This is a genomic window from Mucilaginibacter gossypiicola (assembly GCF_900110105.1).
In the GTDB taxonomy this organism is placed as follows: domain Bacteria; phylum Bacteroidota; class Bacteroidia; order Sphingobacteriales; family Sphingobacteriaceae; genus Mucilaginibacter; species Mucilaginibacter gossypiicola.
In genome coordinates, this window is record NZ_FOCL01000001.1 from 471578 (window position 1) to 492273 (window position 20696).

The 20696-nt window shown below is 42.4% G+C and carries 31 protein-coding genes; 28 read left to right on the forward strand and 3 right to left on the reverse strand.

All coding sequences use genetic code 11. From position 1 onward, the window contains the following. Nucleotides 1-3: 3 nt before the first annotated feature. Both BMX50_RS01705 and BMX50_RS01710 read right to left on the reverse strand, forming a co-directional pair. Nucleotides 4-363 (reverse strand): hypothetical protein, encoded by a 360-nt coding sequence (locus BMX50_RS01705; protein WP_091206766.1) that lies wholly within the window; start codon nt 361-363, stop codon nt 4-6. 79 nt (nt 364-442) lie between these two features. Further along, nucleotides 443-1081 carry a response regulator transcription factor gene (locus BMX50_RS01710; RefSeq protein ID WP_091206769.1) on the reverse strand — a complete coding sequence of 213 codons (639 nt, stop codon included), beginning with the start codon at nt 1079-1081 and terminating at the stop codon, nt 443-445. 283 nt (nt 1082-1364) lie between these two features. On the opposite strand from BMX50_RS01710, the gene BMX50_RS01715 reads away from it, so the two are divergent. The 3 genes from BMX50_RS01715 to BMX50_RS01730 all read left to right on the forward strand — a co-directional run bounded on the left by BMX50_RS01715 (nt 1365) and on the right by BMX50_RS01730 (nt 4721). Further along, entirely contained in the window at nt 1365-2444 is a 1080-nt protein-coding gene (locus BMX50_RS01715) for a hypothetical protein (protein WP_208864622.1), read from the forward strand. An 8-nt stretch (nt 2445-2452) separates the two neighbouring features. Next, complete coding sequence (locus BMX50_RS01720; RefSeq protein ID WP_091206772.1) at nt 2453-3604, forward strand: hypothetical protein; 1152 nt, start codon at nt 2453-2455, stop codon at nt 3602-3604. Nucleotides 3605-3932: 328 nt separating this feature from the next. Further along, the gene (locus tag BMX50_RS01730) at nt 3933-4721 is read left to right on the forward strand and encodes a hypothetical protein (protein WP_091206777.1); all 789 of its coding nucleotides are present in this window, start codon (nt 3933-3935) and stop codon (nt 4719-4721) included. A 239-nt stretch (nt 4722-4960) separates the two neighbouring features. On the opposite strand, the gene BMX50_RS01735 is transcribed toward BMX50_RS01730, so the two are convergent. After that, nucleotides 4961-5329 carry a hypothetical protein gene (locus tag BMX50_RS01735; RefSeq protein ID WP_091206780.1) on the reverse strand — a complete coding sequence of 123 codons (369 nt, stop codon included), beginning with the start codon at nt 5327-5329 and terminating at the stop codon, nt 4961-4963. A gap of 192 nt (nt 5330-5521) precedes the next feature. Between BMX50_RS01735 and BMX50_RS01740 the strand changes: the two genes are divergently transcribed. From BMX50_RS01740 to BMX50_RS01860, 25 genes are all read left to right on the forward strand, one after another. After that, nucleotides 5522-5755, forward strand: coding sequence for a hypothetical protein (locus BMX50_RS01740; protein ID WP_091206785.1), 234 nt, complete (start codon nt 5522-5524; stop codon nt 5753-5755). 3 nt (nt 5756-5758) lie between these two features. Beyond that, on the forward strand, nt 5759-6316 hold the full coding sequence (locus tag BMX50_RS01745; RefSeq protein ID WP_091206787.1) for a response regulator transcription factor: 558 nt from the start codon (nt 5759-5761) through the stop codon (nt 6314-6316). Between the two features lie 2 nt (nt 6317-6318). Continuing rightward, complete coding sequence (locus BMX50_RS01750) at nt 6319-6651, forward strand: hypothetical protein (protein WP_091206791.1); 333 nt, start codon at nt 6319-6321, stop codon at nt 6649-6651. 38 nt (nt 6652-6689) lie between these two features. Next, complete coding sequence (locus tag BMX50_RS34385; RefSeq protein WP_091206794.1) at nt 6690-7364, forward strand: hypothetical protein; 675 nt, start codon at nt 6690-6692, stop codon at nt 7362-7364. Then, a complete protein-coding gene (locus tag BMX50_RS01760) occupies nt 7364-7669 on the forward strand; it encodes a hypothetical protein (protein WP_091206796.1) in 306 nt (101 codons plus the stop codon). The genes BMX50_RS34385 and BMX50_RS01760 overlap by 1 nt, the downstream gene beginning before the upstream one ends. Continuing rightward, nucleotides 7666-7914, forward strand: coding sequence for a hypothetical protein (locus BMX50_RS01765; RefSeq protein ID WP_091206799.1), 249 nt, complete (start codon nt 7666-7668; stop codon nt 7912-7914). The genes BMX50_RS01760 and BMX50_RS01765 overlap by 4 nt, the downstream gene beginning before the upstream one ends. After that, entirely contained in the window at nt 7896-8198 is a 303-nt protein-coding gene (locus BMX50_RS01770) for a hypothetical protein (RefSeq protein ID WP_091206802.1), read from the forward strand. The genes BMX50_RS01765 and BMX50_RS01770 overlap by 19 nt, the downstream gene beginning before the upstream one ends. A gap of 16 nt (nt 8199-8214) precedes the next feature. Continuing rightward, a complete protein-coding gene (locus BMX50_RS01775; protein ID WP_091206805.1) occupies nt 8215-8742 on the forward strand; it encodes a hypothetical protein in 528 nt (175 codons plus the stop codon). Between the two features lie 2 nt (nt 8743-8744). Then, entirely contained in the window at nt 8745-9662 is a 918-nt protein-coding gene (locus BMX50_RS01780; RefSeq protein ID WP_091208551.1) for a DUF5131 family protein, read from the forward strand. Nucleotides 9663-9674: 12 nt separating this feature from the next. Further along, nucleotides 9675-10409 carry a hypothetical protein gene (locus tag BMX50_RS01785; RefSeq protein ID WP_091206808.1) on the forward strand — a complete coding sequence of 245 codons (735 nt, stop codon included), beginning with the start codon at nt 9675-9677 and terminating at the stop codon, nt 10407-10409. Between the two features lie 2 nt (nt 10410-10411). Further along, the gene (locus tag BMX50_RS01790; RefSeq protein ID WP_091206812.1) at nt 10412-10714 is read left to right on the forward strand and encodes a hypothetical protein; all 303 of its coding nucleotides are present in this window, start codon (nt 10412-10414) and stop codon (nt 10712-10714) included. A gap of 2 nt (nt 10715-10716) precedes the next feature. Then, the gene (locus BMX50_RS01795; RefSeq protein WP_091206815.1) at nt 10717-11217 is read left to right on the forward strand and encodes a hypothetical protein; all 501 of its coding nucleotides are present in this window, start codon (nt 10717-10719) and stop codon (nt 11215-11217) included. Between the two features lie 2 nt (nt 11218-11219). Beyond that, complete coding sequence (locus tag BMX50_RS01800; protein ID WP_091206818.1) at nt 11220-13985, forward strand: hypothetical protein; 2766 nt, start codon at nt 11220-11222, stop codon at nt 13983-13985. After that, entirely contained in the window at nt 13982-14194 is a 213-nt protein-coding gene (locus BMX50_RS01805) for a helix-turn-helix domain-containing protein (RefSeq protein ID WP_091206821.1), read from the forward strand. The genes BMX50_RS01800 and BMX50_RS01805 overlap by 4 nt, the downstream gene beginning before the upstream one ends. Further along, nucleotides 14194-14436 carry a hypothetical protein gene (locus BMX50_RS01810; protein WP_091206823.1) on the forward strand — a complete coding sequence of 81 codons (243 nt, stop codon included), beginning with the start codon at nt 14194-14196 and terminating at the stop codon, nt 14434-14436. Before BMX50_RS01805 ends, BMX50_RS01810 begins: the two co-directional genes overlap by 1 nt. After that, a complete protein-coding gene (locus BMX50_RS01815; RefSeq protein ID WP_091206826.1) occupies nt 14433-14684 on the forward strand; it encodes a hypothetical protein in 252 nt (83 codons plus the stop codon). The genes BMX50_RS01810 and BMX50_RS01815 overlap by 4 nt, the downstream gene beginning before the upstream one ends. A gap of 6 nt (nt 14685-14690) precedes the next feature. Then, on the forward strand, nt 14691-15104 hold the full coding sequence (locus tag BMX50_RS01820) for a hypothetical protein (protein WP_091206829.1): 414 nt from the start codon (nt 14691-14693) through the stop codon (nt 15102-15104). Nucleotides 15105-15585: 481 nt separating this feature from the next. After that, nucleotides 15586-16170, forward strand: a complete 585-nt coding sequence (locus tag BMX50_RS01825) for a hypothetical protein (protein ID WP_091206835.1) — start codon at nt 15586-15588, stop codon at nt 16168-16170. Continuing rightward, a complete protein-coding gene (locus BMX50_RS01830; RefSeq protein ID WP_091206838.1) occupies nt 16167-16358 on the forward strand; it encodes a hypothetical protein in 192 nt (63 codons plus the stop codon). The genes BMX50_RS01825 and BMX50_RS01830 overlap by 4 nt, the downstream gene beginning before the upstream one ends. A 12-nt stretch (nt 16359-16370) precedes the next feature. After that, entirely contained in the window at nt 16371-16814 is a 444-nt protein-coding gene (locus tag BMX50_RS01835) for a hypothetical protein (RefSeq protein ID WP_091206840.1), read from the forward strand. 117 nt (nt 16815-16931) lie between these two features. After that, nucleotides 16932-18212, forward strand: coding sequence for a S49 family peptidase (locus tag BMX50_RS01840; protein ID WP_091206843.1), 1281 nt, complete (start codon nt 16932-16934; stop codon nt 18210-18212). A 52-nt stretch (nt 18213-18264) separates the two neighbouring features. After that, nucleotides 18265-19509 (forward strand): hypothetical protein, encoded by a 1245-nt coding sequence (locus BMX50_RS01845; protein WP_091206846.1) that lies wholly within the window; start codon nt 18265-18267, stop codon nt 19507-19509. 58 nt (nt 19510-19567) lie between these two features. Then, a complete protein-coding gene (locus tag BMX50_RS01850; protein WP_091206849.1) occupies nt 19568-19891 on the forward strand; it encodes a hypothetical protein in 324 nt (107 codons plus the stop codon). A 3-nt stretch (nt 19892-19894) separates the two neighbouring features. Continuing rightward, nucleotides 19895-20449: a hypothetical protein gene (locus BMX50_RS01855; protein WP_091206851.1), complete on the forward strand. Its 555-nt coding sequence runs from the start codon at nt 19895-19897 to the stop codon at nt 20447-20449. 3 nt (nt 20450-20452) lie between these two features. After that, nucleotides 20453-20674, forward strand: coding sequence for a hypothetical protein (locus BMX50_RS01860; RefSeq protein WP_091206854.1), 222 nt, complete (start codon nt 20453-20455; stop codon nt 20672-20674). Nucleotides 20675-20696: the final 22 nt, after the last annotated feature.

The window sequence follows — 20696 nt, forward strand, 5'->3', positions numbered from 1 at the left end:
CTGTTAACTGCCTCCTTGTCGGCCTTTAGTTGCTTCTGTAATTAAAAAAACATCATTTCTATCAGTTCCAAGGCTAAACTGGCCTGTTGTTACATTTTCCCCAAGTGACAGCTTTTTCACTTTAGAGCCGCCACCTAAATTTAAAGAATTGGCACTATCCTTTATAAACACAGCAGTATTAATATCACTAATATCTCCCGAAGTTCTAATCGCACATGTTGCACATTGGCTTAATACGAAGTTCAATGTAATTGCAATAGTACCGTCTGAATTAACTTTTACAATTGTTCCGTTTTCCTGGAAATCGAAGGTTGCTCCCACCTGAATGGCAAATTCGGTTGGATCTAATTTAGTCTTGGCCATTGTTTTAATTTTTATTGTTTAAGGGTTAATTAATTATCATCCTGGTGTATTTACAAGGGCCGCAACGATACTTCTCTATTCAAAAAACCACCAAATTCTGTCGTATAGCTTCCAATGCCATCCCGGTACGGCTTTTAACATTTAGCTTTACAAACAGCGCTTCACGATAGCCATCAATCGTTTTTTCTGAAAGAAACATTTTTGATGCTATTTCTTTGTAAGTGAAATCGCTGCATGCTAATTTTAAAAAGGCTTTTTCACGGTCTGTAAGCGTAATTTCGTTACTGTCCTGTTTTCTTAGCAAGCGTCTGTAATGCACGCTTAATGTATCACTGTTATAATATCCTGTTTCCCGAACCTCTAACAAGGCTCTTTCAAGTTCTTTTGGATGAAGGTCTTTAAGCAAATAGGCCGAACAGCCCGCCCTTAACATTCTCAAAATAGAGTGGTCATCTTCTTTCATCGACAGTGCCACCGTTTTTATTGAAGGATAACCCGCAGCAATTTTAGCAACGGCTGTGGGGCCATCCATTACCGGCATTTGCACGTCAATTAATATGATATCGGGCAAGGTTTTAAGTATCCCAATATCCTTTAACAGCTCCTCTCCGTTTAATGCTTCAATAACAACTTCAAAATCATTGAAGGAGCTTATTAAGTTAGATAAAGACTTCAAAAATAATTGCTGATCGTCGGCTATACCTATCGTTATTTTCATGGAAATATTATGTGACTTCAGATGGTATTAGGTTGTATTAATGCATATTAAACATCCATTAATATGCTGTTCTAATGTCCAAATATATATCCGTATTTCAAAGACGTTAGCATAGCTTTTTACTTATCTAAAAGCCAGTACAATTATAAATACCGCAGCCTTATTTGAGTACCGGAAATTTCCGGTTTCATTATCGGGATTATTCCTCTTTACCTGCATATCACTGGTCATCTAACTTTACTTCAATAAAATTTCAATCATTAACTCTTTAATATTCAAAGCGATGAGCAGCATTAAAATAGCCGTCCAAAATCAATTTATTGGACTAACAGATCAACAAGTTCAGGCAGTTGTAGATGCTTTACAGATACAGGTACACGAGCACTTTGCCCCAGCCTGGGGAATAGATGCAGAGATAACTTTTTATCCGAAAGGGGCTTTGCCGTCTGGGGCCTGGCAGCTGATCATTTTAGACAACTCAGACCAGGCCGGCGCATTAGGCTATCACGATTTAACCAGCGAAGGCTTGCCATTGGGCAAAGTATTTGCCGGTACAGATCTTAAGTTCGGCACTTCATGGTCGGTAACGGCAAGTCATGAACTGCTTGAAATGCTGGGTGACCCGGATATCAACTTAACTGTTTTTGTTGAAAATAAAGCCGGTACCGGCGTGCTGTATGCTTATGAAAATTGTGATGCCTGCGAAGATGACAGTTTTGCTTACCTGATTAACGGCATTAAAGTTTCTGACTTCGTATTTCCATCATGGTTTCAGAAATTTCATTTACCCGGTACTCAATTTGATTACGGTAAGCATATTACACAGCCTTTTGAATTATTAAAAGGTGGTTATATCGGTGTATATGATATTGAATCCGGAAGCGGCTGGCAGCAGAAATACCCGGCAGACCAAGTGCTGAAATATAGTATGCGGGCGCACATTGGCAGTAGGAGAGAGCGAAGAAAAACACCAAAGTCGCAATGGTTAAAAAGTAGCGCTAATGTAGTTTCATCTCCAAAACTTAAATATGTACGAGCAATTATGGGAGATGAAGGCGGTTTTAAACCAATCACATTTATAGTAAAGTTTTTTGATGGCCGAGGCGGGATTTGCTTTTTTGATTTTCAGGGAAGTATGGGTAGTGGAAGGTGCATTAATTCTGATGACGGAGATACTCAATCCTTTACCGTAAATCAGGTTTTAGGAGACCAAAGCATTGTAGTTACTGGTAATGCGCCAAACGGAGGGAAAATTACGGTTGAAGTTCGGGATGCCCACGGAACGGTCCTGTCTTCTGCAAATGATAACACATTTGACCAAAATATTATTGATAGTTTCATTAAATCTTATACCGTTAGCTAAACCATATCATGAAAAAAGTTTATCTTATAGTGATGTTGCTATTCTCAATAGCAAGTAGGGCACTCTGTCAACAAACATCGCCGGACGAAAACGATGCTATAACGAGAACAATAGCAAATACTCCTACCAAATCGAGTGTTAGTTATGAGGCTCTGACCAAATTTTTTCAATCAACCGTTACGACATTAAATGGAGGCGGATATCAATTCAAATCAACTTTGTTTAATACATTCAATCTATTTAAAGATGGTCGCCTGGATTTATCCAATTATTACACCAGTAAAGCCGGGCGATTTGCAAGAAATTTTGAATACAGTCTGGGTATTGATAAGGGTAAAAGTGGAGGGTTTAACATATTAACAGGCGGATTTAAATATGCAATTATTAATAATCGCGATAAAAGTGAGCACAACTTCTTTAATGATTTTTTTTTGATAGATAAAAGAATTGGAAATGCAAATGCTAATGCCGAAGGCATCTATCGAGCAGAAATCGCCGAAATAAAAAAGCAGGACCCCAAAAAAGCCTCCCAAATGGAAGCCGACTTGAAAAGTTCCAATGAAAAATTTAGAACATCTCATAATTTATCAGACTTATCAAAGCGCATACAAGATTTGAGAGATAGCCTGATAGGGTCCGCAAGAAAAGATTTACAAACGCAATATGATAAGAAAGCCAAGCAACTTGACATGAAAAGCCTGCTTACTTTAAGCGTGAATCCGGAATATAAATGGAACACTAAAACACTTGATAGCACTAATTTTGCCTTAAGATACCTTGTTGGAATAGGAAAAAAATCGGAAAAACCATGGTTTTTAGATTTGCAGTTTAACGATATCTTAAAACATGATACCATGTCAAATAAAGGGTTAGGTAGAAACCTTATTAGAATCTATGCTGGGGGTAATAAAATTCTGGCTAACGATAAGGAGAACAATCCCTTGTTTGAAATGGAGTTTGCTTTGGAAGAAAACTGGATAACAAATAAGGTTTTGTATACAAATGAAGAACGAAACACACTCAAGTTTGACGCAGTATTTAGTCTTCATATTACTAAAGAATTTACGCTGCCTGTTACGTTAAAATATGACCTTAAAAAACCAAACTTGTTTGGTTTTTTAACCCTTCAATGGAATCTGCAAGGTAAAACATCTAATTAACCATCAAACCATATTATCATGCCAAATGTAAAATGTATAACTCCTGATTGTCCTTGCTGGATTTCGGATCCCTGCGTCAAAACAAATGCATTATTTCAAATAAGAACCGATCTTTTAGAACGATTAGTCCAAGCCCCTGCCGACAAACAGATATCGGCCAGTATTAATCAAGTTGACTCGCTTATTGTAAGCGAGTTGGGGATCCAGGATATCCACGCCCAACATCAGTTATTCAAAAAATCAGGCACACAAAGAACTGTGTTTCATTTATTTACCCTTGTTTGTGTGCTTAACCATAAAAATCAATACAACATAAGCTGTTAAAGTTATGGCAATCAATGATACGAATGTTGTTTCGGACCCTTTTTGGCTTAATATCGGGGCCGAAGAAGTTTACAACTCAGCTCCAAACAGAAAAGATGCTATCCAAAAATTACAGGCAGCTATTGCATGGGTTTTTACTGTTTATACGGCAACAACAATGGGATCGGTAGTTTTTTCAAAAAAAGACGACTGGAATATTTATTCATTATTGTTATTGGGATTTGCCTTTATGAGCTTAACTATGGCATACTGGCTGGCAACTATTGCTTATTTCCCCGTACCTGAATCATTTTATGCGGCCGATCCGGAATCTGTACGGGCCGCTTTTAACAAAGCTGCAAAGCGAAATAATATTCGGTTTAAATCGGCAGTTATACTTACTTCAATTGGTGTGTTTTTTTATAGCGTTGGATTGTTGGCGCAGTTTGGGGCGCCCGCTTTTAAAAAATATTTCGCAAACACTGAAAAGTGTGCAGGCCTGAACGCCACATTGGTTAAAAGTAACAACGCTAAAATGGTTACTTTAAAAATAAGTTCAACAAAAAACTCCTGGCATCAGGTGTGGATTTTGCATGATACGGTGGCAAACAAAAAGAAAATTACTGATACTATCGCTGTTGACAATTGCTGTTTCGGAAAGGAGCATTGGTTGTTTGCCGACTCAACTGCAACCTGTATCCTCAAATTCAAAGCCCCCCAAAAGCAGCACCTATATGTAATTATTAATAGAGTGGATACCCTATTAAAAGGGAAGCTTGTACTAACTTATAAGTTAAAGTATCCTATTTATTAAGGCGCCAAGAAAATGTCGTTATAATTTCAAGGTGGCATTCTTAGGCCGTTTGGGCATGGTTAAATTAAAAACTTCTATGTTGTTAAACACCACCATTTATCGGAAACCAAGTCATAAAAAAAGTTGTCAATTTTATTGACAACTTGCTTAAAAAAGTGACCCCGGAGAGGTCAATTATGAATTGGCTTTTAACTGAAAAACAGTCAGTTATAAAAACATAGTGAAACAAAGGAGAAACATTACTGAATTTTAACCCCTTCCTTATCCGTTTCAGTCTTTATTTTATCAAGCATCTTGCTTAATTTTCTTATATCCCCTTTTAGCGACACCTGCACCGTTATTTCCTCGTTTCCATACGTACCTGCTGGCTCTCTTAGCACATGCATTGTTGGTGCCTCCTTTCCTATATATCTGAAATAATCCGATAAAAAATCAAACTTCAAAACTTCTGACACTTTCATAATTGTTTTAAGCTTAGTGTCGATAAATGCAGACGGATTATAAAACCATCCCTGGCTAACATCTGCCTCATCGAGAAACCAGGCCAGCTTTTCTCCAGTAAGTTCAAATTTTTCTTTTAAGAGCGCCTTGAACGGGTATTCTTCCATTTTTTTGTAAATTTTATTTTGCTTTAAATCAGATAGTTATATAGTTTATTCCAAAAACTTATTATAAGTATTTGGAATATTACATTTTATCATAGTACATTTATATCACAATTAGGGCACAAAGCCAACACAATTGTAGCACAAATTAAGCACAAAGCAACCAATTAAAAAATACCATTTAAATAGTACAAAATGGCCGACGACACTAAACCGAAGATACCTACCGAATACCTCCCCGAAAACTGGCGGAAACTCGGCGCTGAAAAATTTGATTTGTCTGAGTCAACTATCGGCAAAGTTGCTTCAGGGGCGCGCAATAATGATGATGTTTTTGATTACCTGCTCGATTTAGCAGTTAAAGGAAAGCAAAAGGCTGCCGCCGCAGAGGCAAACAGGCAATCACTTTTAGAAAAATTAAACGCCTGATCCATGCACACTTTACCCGCAGGACTATTCGACCAAAATGCAGAGTTTTTTGCAGATGCTGACATGAAAGCCTTTTGCCTTACCGGCGGCCGCGCTGTAAGTATTGACGAACTAAGCGGAAACATGATAGCAACCATTGAGGCAGATATGTTGCAGCACCCTGAAAAACTTAAAGGCATTGCCAAAATGGGGATATACGGTCGCATGCCGGTGATAAACCAATACGTAGTATGTAATTACGGTGGCTTTGATCATACGCCGGATATGATAAACGGCCAGTTACAGCAAAAGGAATACTGGCCATGCCCAAAGCGCGGAATATGCAAAATGGAGGGTATTGTTTGCGATAGTTTAAAGACCAATATCGGTGAAGTACTTACATCATCGGAGGTTAAAGTTTTAAAGCATGTTGCCATGGGGTACCTGGACAAGGAAATAGCTCATAAACTCAATATTGCCATCGGTACGGTAACCACTCATACCCGTAATATCCGCAAAAAAACAGGCTTTCAGCGCAAAGCCGATTTAACCAGGTTCGCCACTCAAAAACATTTGATATAACCATGCAAACCCAAACCATGCAACAGCAAACAGGCACGGTGCTTACCGAGCGTGATGTAGTTAATAAGCTTCGTAGTTATGCCATTGAGCGAAAATACGCCTTAAAAGCTTATCAGTATGCTACGGGGGCGGCTGAAAAATTGGAAGCTGTTGAGCAGGTTTTGATCAAGCTGGAAATTGCCGAGTTGCAATCATCACCAAAACAAGTTATTAAAACCGTAATGACATGCGCGCTCGACCTGCATTTTATAGCGCCTCGCGCTACAAAAAAGTTGTATCAAACATGGTATGAAAAAATAGAGGCCATTATGCAGGCCTGCCGGGATTACCTCTGATACATCAAACAATAATTTAACAATCAAACCATAAACAAATGAACAAACCGCTTATCAGCTTTCACGGAAAGCAGGAAATTAAGGATGCTAAAATAGCAGACATTAAACGTCACCAGGTATTAGATAACCTGAGGCAGGGATCATATTGGGAAAATCAAAAAGGCTGTGCAGTTACCTGTACCATGTTCAGCCCCGAAGATTTCGAAAAACAGACCGTAAATACCTCGGATATACACGGAAGGTATGAAACCCAATTAGGTATCCCGCGCATATTGGCAAGACTTGAGGATCGTTTTTTCGAGGGGATGACAGTCGAAAATTCAAAAGAGTGGCCATTGCGGTTTATAGAGGCTGTACCGGTTGGTGTTAATCTTGAAAATGTTTGGCGCAGGTTTATGGCCTGGATGCTGGCAGATAACGCCGAAGGCGTTATAAAATTTGCTAAAAATGATAAGCAAAGAAAGGCTATACAGGACGTTGCTGATGCTTTTACAAGATCAATTACCGAAACCGTTACCTATGATGAATGGGCGCAAGTAAGAAATGATGCTGCTGCTGCTGCTGCTGATGCTGCTTATGCTGCTGCTGCTGCTGATGCTGCTTATGCTGCTGATGCTGCTGCTGATGCTGATGCTGCGCGCACCAGCGCACGAAAAGCTCATTTTTTCAAAATGAGCGAAAAACTACTCGAACTTTTAAGGGAGGCTGCATAATGCAAACCTCACTGGAACTATTCCCAAACGTGCCGGAAAACAATGATGTTTTCGGCACACCCGAGGCGGGCGTAAAAGCCTCACTCGAAAATTACATAGCTGTTTGCGGGTTGGTTGCTTATAAAGACTTCTATATGAAGATTAAGTACGGCCAAATTGAAAACATTCCCGAATCAATTACCCGCGCTCAATATCTCGACTTAGCTAAAGAGGTTTATCAAAGCAGGGCCGGTAGGGTTGAAAGGCAAAAGAGCAAAGCCAAATACTTTGCAGTTCGTAACCGGATCAAAAAACAACAACGATGAATGTATTTCTTAACGCGGCCTTTTCTGAGCTGGAACTGCTCGAAATGGAAAATCAGGATCTTGAAGATATCATTAACGATGAATCCATTCCCGAAGTGCCGAGGGCAATGGCCGGGTTAAGACTGGAGGGCAATATGATGACCATTTGCATGCTGAACTCACGCATTGATAAACACATCGAAAATATGCCTATTGATATCCTGATTAACGAAATAAATCATACATCATGCACAAACAGGCGTTAACCCAGGCTTATGATATTGTATGCCCTAAATGCAAAACAAGGCAAACCGCTTTTATTAAGCTGAGTATTGGCCACATTGATATTTACCATGCCGAAACCACAGCAACCGGCGAAACAAGGTCAAACATCAGCTACCAATTGACAAAAGGCATACCGTACATACTTTGTGTTAACCGCTGGGGTTGCCAGCACCTGATTGTGGGCGACGAACTGGATGAGGTTACCACCTTCCGGGTTACGTGCCCTTCTGATATCAGGAAACTTAAACAAGCGCAATTAATTTAAAAACCAACAAACCATTATGGAAGCCATAATTTACCTTATCAAGTACGCGGCGGTTGTATTGTCGTGTATAGCACTGGCGCTTATCTGCGCCTTCCGATCCGAAATTTACCAATGGTTAAAATCAGGCATCCAGCGCAAAAAAATAATTTACGGTTGCGAAGCGCGTGGCGACGCCCATGAGCCTTATCTAACCCGGTTTATCATTTTTTACGGCAAAAAGCTTAAAATCTACTTTCACAAATTTCACCGTAGTGACGCTGTTGACCTTCACGATCACCCCTGGAACTTTGTTAGCATAATCCTTTGGCGCGGCTATATGGAAGAGGTACCGGACGGATCGGCGCCAGGTTACCGAAAACAAAAACGCATTTGGCCCGGCATGATCATTTACAGGGCTGCACACCACGCTCACCGGGTGGTACTCTTGAACGATAAGCCAGCCTACACCCTTGTTTTTGTATCGAAATACGTGCGCCAATGGGGCTTTTTTACTTCGCGCGGATGGATGAACTACAAAAATTATTTCACAGAAAAAGGCTGTTAATCATGCAAAACTCATCAATTGAATGGACAGACCACACCTTTAACCCTTGGTGGGGCTGTATGAAAGTAAGCGAAGGTTGTAAAAACTGCTACGCCGAAAAACAGGATAACAGGTACAACCATGAAAACCCGCATTGGGGGCCAAACAGCACCCGGAAAACACAATCCAAACAATATTGGCGGATGCCTTTTAAGTGGGATTTAGATGCTAAGCAGGTTGGTATAAACGCAAAGGTTTTTTGCGCGAGTATGGGCGATGTATTTGAAGATCACCCGCAATTAAATGAACTCAGGATTGATCTTTTCTACATCATTATTAACACGCCTAACCTTATATGGCAGCTATTGACCAAGCGCCCTGAAAACATTTTAAAAATGGTACCTGATGCATGGTTGAAAAATTGGCCGGATAATGTTTGGATAGGAACAAGCGTAGAAAGCCAGCCTGTTGCGGAAGAGAGAATACCAATATTGTTGATGGTGCCGGCTAAAGTGCGTTTTTTAAGTTGCGAGCCGCTTTTAGGCCGCCTCGACCTTGCAAACATTTGTAATGGATTTAACGCTTTAACAGGCTTCGACGGATATATAAAAAAATTTGCGTATGCCAGGGGTATTGATTGGGTTATATGTGGTGGAGAAAGCGGACATACCGAGCGACCGTTACATATTGAATCAGCCCGACAGCTTAGAGACCAATGTGCTAAATATGGGGTGCCATTTTTCTTTAAACAATGGGGCGATTGGGTTGAATTAGATCAAATGCCACCTCATGTAAAGCGCGACTTAGAAGACAATTACATACGCGCAAAATCAAAAGTTTTTCACGATGAGAACAACTATTACAGGTTCTATAAGCTGGGGAAAACCATGGCAGGGGCGCTGCTTGATGGAGTTACACATAAAAACTTTCCTAAAATTTAATCACGTAATAAAATGAAAGAATACCCTATACTATTCAGCACTGCTATGGTGCAGGCCATACTTGCAGGAAATAAAACTGTGACAAGGCGCGAAATTAAACAGTTACCAACCGATACTTATTTACAAACACTTGTTTTGCACGCTTCAGGAAAATATACCTGGGCTCCGAACGGTAAAAACCCTATCACTGATGCCGATATCATCGAAAGGAAGCCACCATTTGGAGAAATAGGTAGTAAACTTTGGGTTCGCGAAGAGCACTTAATAAGCGTAAACGGCAACCATATACAATGTGTTTTCAAAGACTTAGGAGCGATTATGCTTCACTTTGATGAGATACCCGCAAATACCCTAAAAAACCTTAAGAAAAGGAAAACGCTTGGCAAGTGGCAGCGGGCAAGGTTTCTACCTAAATGTTTTGCCCGAATTTGGCTTGAGATAACCGAGATTGAGGCCGAGCGCCTGCACGATATCACCGAAACCGATATTTTACGAGAAGGGGTGCGTATACCGTGTGCAGATAACAAACCAGTGTTCAAGCTGGGTATAGAAAATTCTGCCGCATCATTCCTGCCTGAGGGTTTTATGCAGAAAGACAACGGCATCATATTAACACAGGAAATGCTTTTAAAAGCCCACTGGGCAGAACTGTGGTGCAAAATAAACGGCCGCGAAAACTACAATGCAAACCCATGGGTATGGGCTATCTTTTTTAAAGTTATATCAACCAACGGTAAACATCAATAACAATGGCTACGAAAACGTTTAAAAAATATGAAAAGAGTGGTTTAGGATTACACGACTTTCTAAAGCCTCTTGATCAAATTGATTGGGAACTCTACGAAAATATTCTTTGCGGATGGGTTCCATCTCATTTCGATGATGGTAAGACAGGTCAAGCCGGAGAATGTCATCACTCTGAAGATGGTGTATGGTATTACGATACAGTAATGACTGTTGGTGATAAATACTATTACCTCGGCCTCATGCCATCAATGGAGCCATCTGTTTACTATACCTATCAGGCCGAGGAATTCAGAAGAAACGATTAACCATGCCCTCATCATCCGCCAAATCCAATTTCGAGGCAGTTGTAAAAAGCTTGCAGGCCGATATGCAAAAGTATGCTGCGCTGCCTAACGCAACGCAGCGTATACTTAATATCAAAGCCGATATCATTAATAAGCTGGTTGATTTTTACAACGAAGCAAATACCGAAATTGAGCATTTGCGGAACGAAAACAACGATTTTATAATCAGGTATATGAAGCTGCATACAGATACCTTAAAGCTGGTGAAGTTTACTGAACTGCACGGCATCAACCCAAACATGGTGTTTTATTACACCGAACAGGAACTACAAACCATGATCAATGAAGGGGTTAAAATATCGCCACCAGCAATAGATTTTGAAAATGTAAAACTGTCATTCGAAAACGAGGGCTTGCAGGTTACGGCTGTAAAATCAGAAATAGCGGAACCCGAACCCGACATACACACCCTGTACGCTGCAAAATATTCATACCTGTCACAATTCTGCAAAAAACGCCAATAACCATGCTCGACAAAATACAACCTATACTACTTACTAAACCGTCTATCGAGCCTGCGGCTGAGGAAACTATTGCGCCTTATGATCTGCTTAACCATGATGCTGACAGCAAGCATTGGCACCTGGTTACCAATGACGAGTTGCTGAGTGAACTTAACTCTGATGAACTGCCCAACCTGGTTAGCAATCTGCAAACAACTACTAAAGAAGTCTGCAACGTCCTGCGCGGCATCGGCACAAAAATAATATTAGTGAGCCGTGACCCTGCCGAAGATTTAGACCTATGCGATTCGCTTATTTCGCAGCGTTTTACCATCAGCATCAACACCTTTGCTTCCGAATACATCAATTATGCAAACTGGCTTATCGCCCATTATACCGACTATAAAACAGCTGAAGAAATTTCGGCAAACTTGCTCACTATCTGTGAGCATATCAGTTACTACCAAAACGCTTTTGAGCGCGAAGAAATAGCCAAACACATCGGCTCAAAATTCAAGATCCCGAAAGCAACCGTCGTAAAGGAAATAAACAATTTCATGTGCTCGCGCGAGTTGCAGACCGTACAGCACATTGATGACGGTGACAATGTGCTGCCGGCGTGGTTGAGTAATAACCCCGAGCTGAGCGATTTTTATTGGAAACAAGGCTGGGTACAGCACCTTAATGCCGGACCCGCAACAGGTATCTACTTCGCAACCGGTAACGGGCCCAAAAAGCTCACAAACTTTACGCTGATCCCGTTGGTGCACATTTACACTAAAGACGAAATGGGCAACCGCCGCCTTACCGAGCTGCACAACGGGCATATTAAAACAGTATTGGAACTGCCAGGCAAAGCATTTACAAGCATGGAGGTGTTTGATACCATCATCACCGGCGAGGGCGCATTTTTTACGCTCAACGGCTTTACCAAAGCGCACCTTAACCAATTAAAATCATACTTTTTAATGGAGTACCCCAAATGCTTTGAACTCAATACACTGGGATGGCAGCCCGAGGGTTTTTACAGCTTTAGCAATATCATTTATAAAGATGGCCTGATTGACTATAACCAGTACGGCTTTGCGCAGGTTGGCGATTACAATTACCTGAGCATGAGCGCCAGCAATGTGCTGGAAGGTGTTAGGCAGGAAGATGACAATTACAAAAACGACAAATACCTGTGTTATAACAGGTCTGCGATAGGTTTTGAGGCCTGGTGTAACCTGATGGTTAAAGTGTATCCCGAGCATGGCATGACGGCCATTATTTTCACGGTGATGACCTGCTTTAGGGATATCCTGTTTAAACGAAATGGCAATTTTCCGCTGCTTTACTTTTACGGGCCTGTAGGATCGGGCAAATCAAAAATTGCCGAATCGGTTGCCGCGTTCTTTACACTCAATATGCCCATGTTCAATTTAGCTAACGGTACCGACTTTGCATTTTTCAGCCTGCTTTCCCGCTTTACTAACGTCGCCATCGGTTTAAACGAGTTCGACGAAAACACGATTAACGAAAATTGGTTTACAGCCATCAAGGGCGCGTATGACGGCGAAGGCAGGCACAAGGGCACCGGAAAGCGAAATAAAACAACGGTGCAATCTATCAACGTGGCCATCATGCTCATAGGCCAGTTTTTGAGCACCAAAGATGATAACTCGGTACTTAGCCGCACCATCCCTTGCAAAATTACGGAAGACAGTAACCGCACTGCCGAAAAGATTGCCCTGTATGATGAGCTGAAACGCCACGAAAAGGAAGGTATCAGCAGCCTGATCTGCGATGTATTGCAATACCGCGAATTTATTGCCGATCATTTTACCATGCGGTACCTGGCGGCAAGTGCAGCACTTAAGGCCAAACTGGTAAAAGAGGGCATCAATGCTAAAAACAGGATAGTTGAAAACTACTCGGTAGCCCTCTCCGTTGCCGGGCTCATCAGCGAAAAGTTTAATCTCGGCTTTACCTACGATACCTTTTTTAACCATTGTATTAAAGAAATCAGCAAGCTGGCCAGCGTAATGAGCGAAAGTAACTCGCTTAGCCAGTTTTGGAAAACGGTTGAGTTTCTGCTCGACCAGGGCATTATTGAGGCAGGCAACCACTTCCGGGTGGAAGCTAAACCCGAAGTACGCCTGGATGCCGGCAAGGAAGCGGGTAAAAAGATCTCGGTTACCAAAAAGTTTGACGGGCCTAAAAAACTGCTATTCCTGCGCCTGGGCACCATACACGCGCTTTACATGAAAGAAATGCGCAGCCAAACAGGCAAAGCAGGCCAAAATGAACAAACCATAATAGCGTATATGAAAGATCAGGAAAGTTACCTGGGCAATAACCCCGGAAGCTGGTTTAAGGATACCAACACCAGCAGCTACGTGTTTGATTACGAAATGCTGGGCGTAAACCTCGACCGAAGCCGTGATGATGCCGCCGACACGGTTACCATCACCGGCCGCCTCAAATTTGACAGCCAGTTAGAGCATATCATCGATAAGCAAAAGTTAACATTTACCCTGATGCAGGATGAAAGCTACACCAACGATGCCGGCGACCGGGTTAAAAACGAAGTGCTCACCAACTGCATCAGCGATTTGGTAAACATGGCGCACCAATTAAAGCGCGACCGCGAAATAAAAGTAACCGGTATCCTGAGTGTTAGCCACAAAGGTGACCGAACCTTCAGGCGCATGAATGTTACCGCAATTGATTTTACCGAAGAAATAAACGCCATCCCAACTGATCAGGCTTTGGTTGAGGCTGCTTTTGGAAAGGAGGATGATAAATGATGTACAACCACTTTCACAAAAACCTGAAACGCTTGCGTAAACGCCATGGGCTAACGCAGCAGGCCTTTGCCGAAAAGTTTAAAGGCATTGACAGAAACAACATATCGGCATGGGAAAACGAAGCCGAACCTGCATACTTCCGCCTTATTCAAATTGCAGAGTTTTTCGGCTTAACTACTGATCAGATTTTAAAAGAGGAAATATTGTAATGCCCTACAACCCCGCCGCCGATATCCATCAATACACCTGGTACCTGAGCACCACAACCGGTAAACGGTACCTGTGCACCAGTGCAGGTTGGACGCTTAACCAGGCAACTAACGAGTGGGAGCCGCGCAACATACACCTGTTGGAGTACATGACCTGCACACCCAAACCAATTGATACCGAAAAAATGATAACCATGCTGCAATCAGGCAGCCTTATAGTTGAAAAAAGCCCGATAGAATGACAAAAGCAGAGTTTTTATACGGATATGAGTTTAAAGTAAGTAACATGTTCGGCGAAGTTTACGAGTACCATTCAGATACTGAATGTGTAATGACCTGTTGCAAAATTACGGGTCACGAACCTATTAACCCGGTTAGGGTAATTCATGTAGAAGATGAAGGTTTTTACGTTGATGGCGAGTTTGACGAATCGCAGGGTAAAGATCAGGTGTTTGTCAGGTTTTCAGGTTGCAGAATTTTAACAACTTAAATAAATATGAAAAATTACAGAGTACATTTTAAAACAGACACAGGCGTTGATAATTCCTTGGTTATGCAGTGGTGCAACGATGAGCAGGTTGCAAAACAACGGTTTTTAGAGGCGAGTTTGGTGCCTGAAGATCGGATAACGCAAATCCACGTAGAACAGAATGAAACTATTACTTTTCTAACATTGAAACATTTTTGCAATGGGTTAACAGAAGAGCAATTAAAGAGCCCCGTACTTGTGCAACAGGAAGATAGCGGGATAAGGATCACTGATGCCTATCAGCTGGAAGAGGACTATTTTCAAAACGACGAAGGGATATGCCCGGTTAGTGAATTTAGCGAAGAGGATGAAGGTAGTCCATTAAGTGAGCATAAAATCATAAAAAAAGGCACGCCATATTTAGCTAACATCCCATTTTAACAGGTTCATCATCTCACCACCCCAGCCCGGCCAAAACCGGGCTTTTTTATGCCAAAATGTAATAAATGTTTAAACACGTACCTACAGTCCCTACATAGTTCCTACAAAAAACGCGTCCTTTTGCCTGTTTGTAGGGACGGCGTACCTTTACCGCCGAAAGGTTGTTTAAAAAGTAAAAGTGTCTTTAAAGCGTTTAAAGGCACTTTTTAAAATCGACACAGCGAAAAAATAAAAACGCTTAGGGTTTAACAAATATTGATTTTTTTTCTCCACATAACCTAATGTGCCTTTACGCTATCAAAAACGCACTTTTTGATGTAGGAGCGTGTAGGGATGCGTGGAGCGTGTAGGGACTGTGGAGACAAAAAACACAAAACACGTTACCCGAAAATGATTTTTCGCGCGCGCTCTCTGTTTTACAGAAAAATATTCTGATTTTTTGGAATGTTTATCGTTATATTTGGTAAACAATCTTTCACAAATGGCAAACCATTACCTCATCAGGATATCGGTTCATCCGTACATCCGCAAGTACTTGCTGTACCACTACGGCGAGCGGTTCTTTATTACCGACCGTGGTTTTATCCCTGCCTACATTTACAACGCCCTGCAACCCATAACAAAAGTAAAAGCATCCGAAGTAACCAAAAAGGACAAGGTTGATTACGGCGCGTTTATAGGCGCTGTAGCCGGCGAAGGTATCGCCCGTAAAAAAGGGCTGCAGTTCAGCAGCGAAAATGTGAAGCTTTTTAACGATGTTGTTGCAGATCTGATACATGAAGAGATGTACCGCCTCATTAAGCAGCTTAACCAGGCAGGTTACCAGGTTGATGATACCATCCGCGAGTTTCAAAAAATGTATGGCTTTACTGAAGACGAGCTGCCATTTGAAAACCTTAAACGCTGGTATTACCGCGAACGCCTGCGCCTTGATGCCCGCGCCCGTGATCAGCGCGAAGTTAAGCCGCAGTTTACGCTTAACTTTTTTCAGGAAGTTGAACAGGAGGCCATCGTTAACCCGGCTTTGCTTAATCAGATCAGTTTTTTAAGCGCATTATCGGCATGAAACCCAGTAACAATAAATATGATGTTTATACCTGGGTAAAGCGGGTAGCATCAAGCGCTCAAACTGCCGAGCAAAAACAGACCGCCGCCAGGCTTATCGGTAATTTTCAAAGGCAGTTTAATCTGATCCATACCGATGGGCCCATGTATAACGAAACCAGTTTCCTTCAATTCACCATAGCACATTAATACCTCAACCATATGGCTTTCGCAGCTGCATTTTCCGAAGATGATAATATCGGGTCGCTCAGATCCATTTCGCTTGCCATGGCCAACTGGCTTAGCGGCTTTAACCCCGTAACATTTTACACAGGGTACGATTGGGAAACTATCGATTTTTTACCCGAGCAAACCTCCATTAAGGACAACACTAAGGATAGCGTTAACGGCCCGGAATACAGTTACTCCATAGTTTTCGCCTTTAACCGTCAAAACACCGACCTCTATAACCTGTTTAAAAAATACATCGGCCAAACGGGCATTTTGCAAACTACTGATAACAACGGCTTAACCAGGATCATCGGCACGCCATCAAACCCCGTAACCATCACTCACGATGCCGACACCGGGCAGGGTTATGCAAGCCTTAATTATTACAAGCTGAATGTAAGTTGGGTTAATTGCGAACCCGCTGTGGCTTCATAGATCAAAGATTCAAGATTCAGGAAGCAATATTTTTTTCCTGTCTCTTGAATCTTATTGTCTTACCTCTCAAATAGCTGTCCTTTTTTGCCGATCTGCCGCCCGGTAGTTTTGGCTTAAATGAGTTTACTTGTATCAGCATTAGCCAAAGGTTATTTCGCCATCTCAGAAGAGGGCGTACACGCCTCATTCCCGTACGCTCAGGCGGTGCTATCCGGCAAGCTTGAACCAAAAGCCGCCGAACTCCCAAAAGATACTTTCGAGCGCGTTGTATTAGACGACGAATTTGATGACGGTTGCGAGGGCGATATCACCATTTCGCAGGATGACGAGTACACCGGACGCATAGCTGTTATGCGTGTTACCGGTGTAATGATGCATTATGGCGGCATGTGCAGCTATGGTACCGAAGATTACGCGGCCCGCATCAATGAATATGCTGCCGATGAAAGCATTGCCGGCCTTATCATCCTGGCCGATACACCAGGCGGGCAGGTAGATGGCATTGAAACACTCAGGCTTGCCGTTCAAAGCTTCCGCGCGCAGAAACCTTTACTTACCCTCGTTAATGATGGCAGCATGGCCAGCGGCGGCGTATGGGCATTTATAGGCAGTACCGAAGTATATGCAGCCAACATGCTTTGCATGCTGGGCAGCGTGGGCGTTATGGCTACGCTGCTGGATATCAGGAAGGCTTTGGAGATGAACGGTATTGAGCAGATCATTATTCGGGCCCCTCAAAGCGTTGACAAAAACAAAGATGTTGAAGATGCCCTGAACGGTAAAAAAGCCGCGCTGCTGGCCGAACTCAAATTTATTTGCGACCGCTTTTTAAACGTGGTTACCGACGACCGCGCCGATAAACTCACAAGCGACGAATGGAAAACCGGAAAGATGTTTTTTGCCGAAGATGCCCAGCGCATAGGCCTGATAGACGGGATAAAAAACTACACCGAAGTAGTGGCCCGTATGCAGCAACTCATAGCACAAAATCAAGATCAAAATAAAATGTTTGGAAACAAATTACCGAAGGTAGCCGCGCTCAAAGGCGTTGAAACCATCACGGCCGAAAATCTCGAAGCCGCAAACGAAGAGATAGAAGCTTTCGGGATAAAGGGTGTTACCCTTTGCCTTGATAGCGAAATTGAACAATTAACCGCTGTTGAAGGCCAGTTAACAACCGCCAACAACACCATTGCAGCGCATGTGAAAACTATAGGCGAAAAAGACGCTAAGATAGCTGCGCTACAGGCAAAGGTTGATGCTAAGCCAGGATCTGAGCCGGTATCTCCTGGTGCGGAGCGCGATAATATCCAACCTACAGCAGGTACACAAGAAGCCGAATTAACCTCTGTTGAGAAGGAACTGCGCCAAATGTACGCCATGCACAGCACTAATTAAATAAACTGAGTTTTCTCAGCTTTTAAAAAAATTATTACTAAACTCCAATAAAATGAAAAAATCACAATCGGTTTTAGGGTTAATTGTTAGCCTTATGATCATAGCACTTATGTCATTAATCGGTGCTCATTATACCGGCGTGCCTGTTTTTGGCATGTTCGCTGCTTTGGTTATACTGGGCAGCGTACAACGGCCCACAGGCGTTGCATTTGATACCATATCGCCCGATACTACGTTAATAGCAAACTTCTTTGGAAAGGTAAGAAACCAGCTATTCAGCAAGTTTTACAACATGCTCGATATAGCTAATGATATTACCCTGGTGCCAAACGTTAAAAATAGGATGGTGTTAACCAAACTGCTTATCCGCAATGGCTTTGAGCCTTATAGTGGTACATTTCAGCCTAAAGGAGATGATATCGGATATCAGCCTCAATATTTGGATGTTGACCAATGGCAGCGCGATTTAATCATCGATCCGCGTAAATATCGCACTACCTATCTTAGCGATTTCAGGCCATCAGGCGAAAACACACTTAACAACGTAATCCCTTTTCAGCAGTATACTTATGACAAAGTGCTGCAATCGCTTGCTGCCGACATAAACGATAAAACTGCATTTTTTGGCGTTGGATCGGCCGCTTTTGCTGCATTTAATGCTGGTACGGCTTATAGTGTTGGGGCCAAGATCAAATTTACAGTTGGTCAGAAAACGCAGTATTTTACCGCAGTTGCCTCAACTTCTGCCGGTGAATCACCCGCTACAACACCTGCTAAATGGGTAGATTCAAACGCATTGGCTGTAACAATTGGTTTGGGTACGCGTATCAAAACGGCGCGAGATACCAGCGTTATACCCGCCGCCAACGTCGTATCAACAGGTGCTGTAACTGGAAGCAGCAATCCATACAAACAAGTAACTTCTGTTTTCAGGGCTTTACCTGATGCTGTTAAAGCTCGTGGCGCTCAAATTTACCTGGGTAATACCATCATGGAATTTTTACAGGATGACTTTTTGAGTACCACCGCCAAATACACAGAAACTGACGCAAGCGGTAACATGTTCCTCGCCAATACTAATAAAAAAGCACAATTGGTGCCAACCACATGGCAGCGTGGCAGTAATATGATCATTGCTACACCGAAAGAAAACCTGTTGATGGGTACCGATTTGTTAAGCGATAATAACATTGTTAACGTAATACCTGATGTTTATAGCATTAAAATGGGTATGTCGGGCGTGTTGGGCTTCAACTTTCAGGATCCGGAAATACTGTGCATTAACGATCAAAATTAACAGAAAGGGGGTAAAACCCCTTTTTTAACACTTTCAGTAAAGCTGTAACATTTTTAAAATGAAAAAGGAAAATATCAAAACCCTCGAAGATGCGCAGGCCTATATTACGCAGGTTGAGGGTGAGCGCGATGCGGCATTATCAGCGCAAAAGCAAGCCGAAGAAATTGCCAACGACGCTATTGAAAAAGCAAGTGTGGCTATCGGCGCGGCCCCCAAGGATTTCACGACTGTAGTGAAAAACATCGGCAAGGTTGAGGTTCATTTTGGCGCTGATGGCGTTAGCAAAGATGAATTGCTTGACAACCACGAAAAAATAACCGAATTGTTAAAAAAAGGCTCGCACGCAGTTACCCTGCTTGAAGCAAACAAGAAAGGAAAATAAACCATGGGAACCTATTCAGGAGTAGTATTAACCGGCCTAAGTCATGATGACGGTGCCGAAAACGCGGCCGGCGTTGCCGAACTCGCGTACTTGTTACGCTATGGCGATATTCTAACGCTTCAGGAGGCGACCATTGGCACCACTGCAGCCAGCATATTAACCATCAGTGCCACGCACGTGATGAAAACAGGCAAAGCGCCTATCCCTGTAGAAACCATCTACGAGAAAAGCGATTTTGAGGCTGCAATGGAGGGCGAAGTGTATAGCCATATGTTTAACCCTAAGGTTACCATATTTATGGCCCAGCCAACTATTGATAATGTTGGCGGTTTCAGCTCGCTTAAAAATTCAAGATTGGTGCTATTGATGCGCAGGCCTGGCGATACCACAAACTTTTACCAGGTTGGCAGCAAGTTTTTACCTGCCAAAATAATGACCGGTTCGGTTAAGTTTGGTAAGGGCCCAACAGGCGAACCAGGTGTTACATTTACCATTGAGGCGCACAATCCGCAGCCGTTCTTTTACTATACCGGCACACTGCCCGTAACTGGCGCATAAACCATGGCAAAGCAAGGTAAAAACGATTCAGGGGTGCAAGGCGCCGCCGATCAGCCCGAAAACGAGCACCTTAACCCCGCGCTGGAGGGTAAATTCAAAGTGGTAGGCACACACTGCCCCATTGTATTGAATACCAGCATCGGTGATATTGACTTCAGGACATTAACCGAAGAGCAAGCCGAAAAACTGGTAACCGATGGCCTGCCATGGCTGCAAAAAGTGTAATAGTTTTCTTTGTTTATAATTA